The organism is Halomonas sp. AOP25-F1-15, from assembly GCF_052378675.1.
Classification (GTDB): Bacteria; Pseudomonadota; Gammaproteobacteria; order Pseudomonadales; family Halomonadaceae; genus Vreelandella; species Vreelandella casei.
The window spans coordinates 1-7,602 of record NZ_JBQSXV010000013.1 but is presented as its reverse complement, the minus strand read 5'-3'; the positions used below and the strand labels follow the sequence as shown (position 1 = coordinate 7,602).

At 48.4% G+C, this 7,602-nt stretch carries 9 protein-coding genes; 4 read left to right on the top strand and 5 right to left on the bottom strand.

The window, feature by feature from the left end; all coding sequences use genetic code 11:
* A partial coding sequence (locus tag ACT3TF_RS17070; RefSeq protein ID WP_096277108.1) for an SOS response-associated peptidase occupies positions 1 to 653 on the bottom strand: 653 nt, incomplete at its 3' end.
* Positions 654 to 839: 186 nt separating this feature from the next.
* Positions 840 to 1,802: an IS1595 family transposase gene (locus tag ACT3TF_RS17065; protein ID WP_427028022.1), complete on the bottom strand. Its 963-nt coding sequence runs from the start codon at positions 1,800 to 1,802 to the stop codon at positions 840 to 842.
* Positions 1,803 to 1,914: 112 nt separating this feature from the next.
* Between ACT3TF_RS17065 and ACT3TF_RS17060 the strand changes: the two genes are divergently transcribed.
* Genes ACT3TF_RS17060 through ACT3TF_RS17050 form a run of 3 tightly spaced genes read left to right on the top strand, consistent with a single transcriptional unit; the run spans position 1,915 to position 3,856 of the window.
* Positions 1,915 to 2,139, top strand: a complete 225-nt coding sequence (locus tag ACT3TF_RS17060) for a hypothetical protein (protein ID WP_192536299.1) — start codon at positions 1,915 to 1,917, stop codon at positions 2,137 to 2,139.
* Positions 2,136 to 2,585, top strand: coding sequence for a LexA family protein (locus ACT3TF_RS17055; protein ID WP_225734540.1), 450 nt, complete (start codon positions 2,136 to 2,138; stop codon positions 2,583 to 2,585). Before ACT3TF_RS17060 ends, ACT3TF_RS17055 begins: the two co-directional genes overlap by 4 nt.
* Positions 2,582 to 3,856, top strand: coding sequence for a Y-family DNA polymerase (locus tag ACT3TF_RS17050; protein WP_096277112.1), 1,275 nt, complete (start codon positions 2,582 to 2,584; stop codon positions 3,854 to 3,856). Before ACT3TF_RS17055 ends, ACT3TF_RS17050 begins: the two co-directional genes overlap by 4 nt.
* Positions 3,857 to 4,323: 467 nt before the next feature.
* Here the strand turns inward: ACT3TF_RS17050 and ACT3TF_RS17045 are convergent, their stop codons facing one another.
* Genes ACT3TF_RS17045 through ACT3TF_RS17035 form a run of 3 tightly spaced genes read right to left on the bottom strand, consistent with a single transcriptional unit; the run spans position 4,324 to position 6,736 of the window.
* Positions 4,324 to 4,767 carry a TIR domain-containing protein gene (locus ACT3TF_RS17045; protein ID WP_096277114.1) on the bottom strand — a complete coding sequence of 148 codons (444 nt, stop codon included), beginning with the start codon at positions 4,765 to 4,767 and terminating at the stop codon, positions 4,324 to 4,326.
* A 9-nt stretch (positions 4,768 to 4,776) separates the two neighbouring features.
* The gene (locus ACT3TF_RS17040) at positions 4,777 to 6,207 is read right to left on the bottom strand and encodes an SIR2 family protein (RefSeq protein ID WP_192526915.1); all 1,431 of its coding nucleotides are present in this window, start codon (positions 6,205 to 6,207) and stop codon (positions 4,777 to 4,779) included.
* Positions 6,208 to 6,241: 34 nt separating this feature from the next.
* Positions 6,242 to 6,736: a toll/interleukin-1 receptor domain-containing protein gene (locus ACT3TF_RS17035; protein WP_096277120.1), complete on the bottom strand. Its 495-nt coding sequence runs from the start codon at positions 6,734 to 6,736 to the stop codon at positions 6,242 to 6,244.
* A gap of 295 nt (positions 6,737 to 7,031) precedes the next feature.
* Here ACT3TF_RS17035 and ACT3TF_RS17030 point away from each other — a divergent pair, with 295 nt between their 5' ends.
* Positions 7,032 to 7,361, top strand: coding sequence for a hypothetical protein (locus ACT3TF_RS17030; protein WP_427046904.1), 330 nt, complete (start codon positions 7,032 to 7,034; stop codon positions 7,359 to 7,361).
* Positions 7,362 to 7,602: the final 241 nt, after the last annotated feature.

The window sequence follows — 7,602 nt, the reverse complement described above, 5'->3', positions numbered from 1 at the left end:
AGAGGATTGATCAGCTCATCACCTTGTCCCTCGGAAGGTTTGTTAACAGCCGTGCTAACCGGCCAATGTTCAACTAGTCCCGCATCGATATGCCGCACCATGCTGCGGATTGTCTCTTTATCCGTCAGGTCAGTAGCAAGCCAGTGTTCAAGACTGTCGTCGTCCAAAATTAACGGCATCCTGTCATGCACATCGGCAGCACTGCCTCGAGCTGGCTCGGTGAGAATGGCACATCCTAGACCTCCATCATCCCGTTCTGCGTAGATAGCGGCGAAGTATAGGGGCTCTCGATCCCTTCGGCACAGATAATGAGGCTGCTTAGGGGGCGTGTTCTTGATCCATTCGTACCATCCGTCAGCGAGTACGAGGCACCGGTGTTTAGCAAATGCCGATTTGAAAAAGTTATTAGTCGCAACGGTTTCAACTCGCGCATTTATGGGTTGCGTGCCTTTCCCTTTGGCCCACGATGGGCGAAATCCCCACCACACCTCTTCAAGCGTGGGAGCAGAGTCCTCAGACGCCTGCCGTATGCTCGCGATCCAGGTACCCGGCGCCACATTGTAGCGCGGTCGAATGTCGCGCTCAGACATAACCGCACCGACCTTTTTGGTCAGCTCAGGTATCGGGGTGAATAAAGCAAATCGTCCGCACATAGCTGCAGGATAGACGAGAATTGGCCACCCAAGTCAGCCTACGCACCAAAATCGCGGTGCCCTCATCTAACCACCGTCAAAATAAGGTGGGCTTGCCAACACGATAAGACCAACGAATGAAGAAGAGTGCTTGCGATTCACTAGGCTGATCGCTTATTGTCAGCCCTTAATACTGTATATATTAGGCTATGTTGGCATCTGCTGTTGGTCAGCGCCTATCGCCGCACGAAGCCACGCTTCCTCGGCTGGCCTTGTGGTTTCAAATAACCGTCGCCATGCCAAGTAATTAGGTAAGTACGCTGTCCCCACCCCATGAAAGCGCCCCATCCACCCCTTCAAGCGGCTCATATAGCTGTTCACGTTCTGAATGTGGTATTCCTTGCCGATCACTCGCTGATTATCGAATACGATGAGTCGATGATGGGCAATGCCGTAGTCGCGAGAGAAGGTTTTATACCAGCTGTGTCCGTCAGAGCATAAAATCGAGTCGCGATCGATGATCGGCGCCAGAAACTCATGAACAGTCGATTTTTGGAGCGCCGGATCAACCAAATCACTGACCTTTCCATTACGGTCTCGCGCAATAAGCACCTGAATTTTTTGTTCTTTTTTCTTAACATTGCCTTGTCCCCCACGCTTGCGAGGTTTGCGGTGAGTAATCTGACGCTTTCCTTTGCAGGACTCCAGGAAGAAGGTTTCGTCTACCTCAATGATGCCGGATAGTGGGTTGGCATTGTCTTGAGCACTCGTTTTCAGGAAACGATGACGCCATCGGAAAGCCGTCTTCAAATCAATACCCACTCGGGCCGCTGAGGCGCGCAACGTCAAGCTGTCTCGCATGCAGCGCAGGTAGTCGAACCATTTATCTCGATGTTGCAGCTTGGCTAAGGGCTTGCCTGTAAGGGCGTTGAATGTTTTGTGACACTCGGGATTCCGGCATCGATACCGCTGTAGGCCACCGCTGCGTCCCCACTTAACAGCGTGCTCGCCGCCACAATGTGGGCATGGAAAGTGATGGCTTAAGGTATCAATCAGAGTGTCTGCCTGTGAGCTGATTTGCCCAAGAAGTCGTTCCGCTATGTATTTCTTGCGCTCAACAGGAAGGCTGGAAAGTGTCCTCTCAAGGATTTTGAAGTCTGCTTGCTTCATGGCGCTCTCCACACGAAGGCTACACATACAGTATTTTATACAGTATATTTAAAGCACATCAACAGAAGATGACAACATAGCCATATATTAACAGCTATATAGGGAGGCGCTTATGAGCAAGAAAACTTACCCACGGTCTATGCAACGGCCATTCAGTAGTCCCCGTACTCTTCCAGTTATCGTTGGAGGATTTCCTCTTCAACGGGATGATTTGAGAGAGGAAGGTACGCAGTTGTTGGCGGTTTGGGGGACTGAACAAGACGCGCTACTCGCACCGCTTGAAAACATTGAGGTGCATCTACCAGGCACATGGCGAGCGATGGGGAGCATGGCATGAGTATGCATTTCACCATTCTTGGACGCGTCGACACCATGGCTCGACCGCTAAGGCTGCCTTTAGCGGGTGGCGAAGTCCGCGCTGGTTTCCCGAGTCCCGCAGACGATTATGTCGAGGTCGAATTAGATCTTATTGCCCATTTGATTAAGCACCCTAGTGCAACGTTCTTTCTGCGAGCCAAAGGCACCTCCATGGAAGGCGATGGCATTAAAGATAATGCGTTGTTAATTGTCGACCGGTCTATCAATCCTCAGCCAGGCCATATCGTGATCATGAGCGTGGACGGCGAGCTGACGTGTAAAAAGCTAAGCATCATGGGCAGTCGGCCGTATTTGGTGGCCTCTAACCCAGAGTTTAAGCCCATCCCTCTCACTGGGCATGATTGTCACAATTGGGGTGTGGCCACCCATAGCATCCAACCGCTAGCACCCGGTTTCACCGTATGATTGCCTTGGTCGACTGCAATAATTTCTATGTCTCCTGCGAACGAGTCTTTGCTCCCAGGTTGGAAGGCCAAGCTGTCGGCGTTTTGTCGAATAACGACGGCTGCGTGGTCGCGCGTTCGCAAGAAATCAAAAACTTAGGTGTGGCAATGGGAATGCCTGCCCATCAGATTGATCCGCATATTCGTCGACAATGCACATTGCTCAGCTCAAATTATGCGCTTTACGGTGATATGAGCAGCCGCGTTACTGATGTTCTCTCACAGCATACGCCTCACGTGGATGTATATAGCATTGATGAGTCATTTCTATCGTTTGAGGGCTTTGAACCAGACACATTAGAAGAACGATGCCAATTAATGCGACAGCAAGTTAAGCGAGATACAGGTATTCCGGTTAGCGTTGGCTTAAGCACTAGCAAAACGCTTGCAAAAATTGCCAATCACCGCGCTAAAAAAGAAAGTGTTTTCAATGGCGTGGCCATGATGGACCCTAACAGCAGCGACACCCGGGAATTCCTGGAGCAGCTACCCGTTAATGAGATATGGGGGGTAGCAGGTCGCAGTGCAGCGCGGCTTCATACTCTAGGCATAGAGAATGCTTGGCAGCTGCGCACCGCCAGCTCTAAGCATTTGCGGCGCCATTTCAGTGTGGTCATGGAACGTCTGGTTTATGAGTTGAGGGGCGAAAACTGCATATCACTCGACGACATGAGCCAACCAAAAAAACAGATCATGGTGTCCCGCTCCTTCGGCCGGCTCACGACGAACAAAACCGATCTGCACGAAGCCCTACGCGTGCACGCATCACGTGCTGGTGAAAAGCTACGACGACAAAACGGCTTGGCGCAGGCATTGATGGTGTTTGTTCACACCAATCGCTTTCGGCAAGATCTGCCGAGCTACAGTAAACGGTTAGTAATACCGCTACCTCACCCCACCGATGATAGCCGCGAGCTCATCAAAGCTGCCATGGCAGGGCTAGAAAGAATTTTTAAAAAAGACATCTGGTACCAAAAATGCGGGATTATGCTCATTGATTTGTGCGATCACGACAATGAACAACTAGGGCTGCTCGCCGAACCGATCAGTGACGAGAAACGTGCTCGTAATGAAAAATTGATGGCCACGCTCGATAAGCTCAATCGCGAACACGGAAAAAATACCGTCCGGATTGGCATGCCTCGCAAACAGAATGCTTGGGAATTGCGTTGCGAGCACCGTACACCACGCTACACCACACGCTGGGAAGAGCTAGCAGTGGCCAAAACCTAGAAAAGAGCTGCCATCCCTGGCACTCCTACCTCTTTTCACTACCAATAATCACATCCCTGTTGTGACGCATTCGACGTGCTAAAGCGGCGATCCTGGGCGTCACACTTTCACCCTAGCCTTTATCAAGCCATTTTTATGTAAGCGATTGACCACAGCGTTTGTAAGCAATGGCTTACAACAATCCGTTATGCAATGAAACTAAAAACGATTGGCGATATGTGTGCCACTAACCCAATTGGCAGCAACTAAGCCAGTGGTACTTCAGCTTATTCTGATGGATGGCAAAGACACCTGATCCGATTCAGGATAATTCGAGCAGTTAGCACGTGACATTTTTCCGCTAAAACAAGGGTTCAAACGCAGGATCGCTTGGTGAATAGGTCCCCTGGTAGCCTGTATGATTTCAGGCGGGGCATCAGAATTCATCTTCGTTAATTAGCTCAAAGGTGTGGTCGCTTAAATATCGCTCAAGGTTTTCCAGCAGCCTTGGCGGCTTCTTCAACCCATACTCCAAGGTTTTCACGACCATTATCTGTATTCCAGCGGTAGTGCTTGTATCCTTGGATCTTCATGCCGCAGAAGTCACTTGTTTGTTTATTGAAATCTGGGATTTTACTAATATCTATAGTCAACAATCCGTTGCCCCGTTTGATACTTTTCTCTATTTCGTATTTTACCCATTTACTTTTATCAGTATTGGCACCTATAAGTACGACTGTCACAGTCGTACCGATAAGCTGGGCATCTATCCATGCTTTTACCGTGCTATCACCTGTGCGCTCTAACTTCTCGAACTCTGCTTTGTCGATGAATCCAACTTTAGGGTTGGCATTGATCACGTTACTGTTACGGACATTCATCGCTCTCAGAACGTCGTCGTACTGGAAACTAAAGAAAACCTTTCTAGCCATGGGGACGCCTTAGATGAGCCGTAAGAGGAGGAGGATGACTTCTTGAGCGCGTTCAAGTGATGTAGATTTATCGCCTAGTTCACCCAACAAGGGTGTAATCTTTTTACCATTCTCGTGCTGAGATTCTTGATAAGACTTCATAACCTCATTCCACAGTAATTTCGACATCGAGCCTGTAATACCTACAGGAATTACAAAAACGCCTTTCGCTACAGCGATATCGAATTCTTCACGCATTCCGTCAGAAAGGATTAACTCGCCATTTTCCAGCTTATTGCCAAACATAAAAATAGCAACGCCTGCATGAGCGAGCATATTGCGTCGATATTCTGTCCACAGTTCCTTCAGAGGCCTTTCCCCAGTCTTGCTTTGTGGAAAGGGCCTAAGAATTAACTGGTCGTTGTCGAGACGGCCACCATTCATAACAGTTTGTTCAAGCACGCCAGTGATGATTGCGCTACCTATACCGAGGCCAAACCCTGAGATCACTCGGTACTGTTCTTTGCAAATGGCCCTGCTCAGATGATAAACGAATTGCTCTGATTCAGCCTTGCACCACGGGTTATAGTCATGAGCAGCACCAGAGATAAAGATTGTATTTCTTTTGTGGCGATGCTCGATGGCACGCAGAATGTCAGTAATTTCAGAAAACTCATCAACATAAACGGCTTTGATCCCTACACGGAGCAGCTCTCCTGTGAAAAGCTCTTCCTTACGTTGGCGATACTCGAAGTCAGCAAGGTCTTCATTCTCTCCCTTGCTAGCTCTTCTCAGGATGCAGTAGTGCTGTCGTTGATCTCGAGTAAACTGAATCCTGACGCGGCTAAGAATATATTCTAGATTAGGGTCGGTGAAGCTGAAGCCGAGAAAGAGGAAGGTTTTAGAAACCAAGTCACCGCTTAAAGCTGTAATGAACGGCTGCATATTGACGTGGTAACGCTCATAGTCATCGCGAGTCAACACCGCGTCAGCGGCATGCTCGATGTCACCATGCATCTTATAAACAATTGCATCACGTTTCGGCCGTGTCGTTGCCAATTGCTTATTGGTATGTTTGATGTCAGCTATCTTTTCGTTTTTTTCAAGCGCCGTTTCGATCAAACGATCATAATTGGTTGTCCAGTAGGTCGGAATAGGCAGCCTTGCCAGAATCGCGTGGTTTTCAGTGGGCTCCGCCGTCATTGAGAACTCAGTCACCAGTAGCTGATTGAGTTTTGCTCGGTTGGTCGCATTGACGTTTGTGTGGTATTGCGCCAACGTAACTAGATCCCATTCTTTATCGACGTCTAAATCAAGCTCATCAGCTATTGGCTTGAGCAATGACTTCCAGTCGACATAACCTGCTGCTCTTGAAAAGCCTGCACCCGCAAAAATAGCCAGATTTCCTTCTTCTAGCTCTTTTGAAAGGGTGTCAACGAGCCGTAACTGATCACGTTTCATTCTGAGCTTCCCGTCAGGTTTTTGTAAGGCATAATCAGATATTTCTCAGCCAACGACTGTGCCCTTGAAGGTCGTATAGGGCTAATGCTCCGTTTGGTGTGGTGTCGATACGGGAATAAAGCTGTAAATATTCATTGCCATGATGACGACCTGATGAGTCGACGGTAGGAACGATGACGATGTTATTGAGATTCTTCTTTCCATCAGCGTAACCAATCTCCCAAGGGCACCATCGTGATGACATGGAGTTCTCAGTAGCCAGGAAAAGGAACCAATTGGCATGCACAATGGCATTCTTGATTCGCCTTGCGGTTTCTGCATCAGGGCGTTCCGGCATCTTTTGGTCTTGCCAATCGATGTAGATATCCCACCCTTGTTCAATGAGCATTTGCTGAAGGCCTAATGCTTGCTGGTTATCTTTGTGACTATGGCTCAAGAAAGCAGTCGGTCGACCGATGCTTGGTGATGAAAAAACCCGTTGTTGCTTACGAAATGAAGCATTGCTGAGCTCATATTGGTAAATTGCCATACGTTACCATTCCCTACTATTTCTTAGTGTTTCAAGGGAAAGTGTCATTATTTTCATTCATTCGCAAGCCGTTTCTGAGCGTATTCTGATAGCGGAAGCGTTCAGCGTAATAGGCGGCGATGAAAGGCTTAGTGAATCCTGTTAGGCCTAACCGGGTGCTGTACGAAATAGCGACTACCACCCTCATTGGGGTTCCATCATGATCTAGTGGCAGCCAATGGTGTAACCGGATCATTCAATTCTTCAGATTATTGGGCCTGGGAGATAGATGATTGAATAATGTAGGAGAATCAAAATGAAAATTATTGAAAAGGTGGAAATCGATTTCGTCACCGATGTGATGTGCGATGTATGCCTATGCTCCACTCGGGTAGCGAATGTTGGGCTTGAATTTGCGACGCTCCAAGCTCATTGGGGATACGGGGCTAAGCACGATGGCGAGCGCTACGAACTACATCTCTGTGAGAGTTGCTTTTTTGGCACAGTTGCGTACCTAAAACAGGAGCGACGTATACAAAATTTATTCAGTGAGGAGGTTGGGATAGAGGCTAACGAGCCGAACAGCACATTTGGCCTAGTTGCATCAGAGGATTATTTTCGTGACGACGTCGGAAGCAAACTCTAATCATGATCTGCTCTGAAGTGGCCAATAAAGCGCTTTTAGCGCGAGGCTGTTGGACATTTTTGAGCAAGATGTGTCGTAAAAAAGTGTCAGGGCGGGCCTTGATCAAAGGCCATTGTCACTACCGGATGCGCCTTCTTGGCCTGGGTAACATGAACTAACTAGGCCGTATTGTTGTAGGCATGAAGCTGCCTTCGTCATTTAACAATATTGCTAATATCTGTCACCCATGGGGGCTTATGGG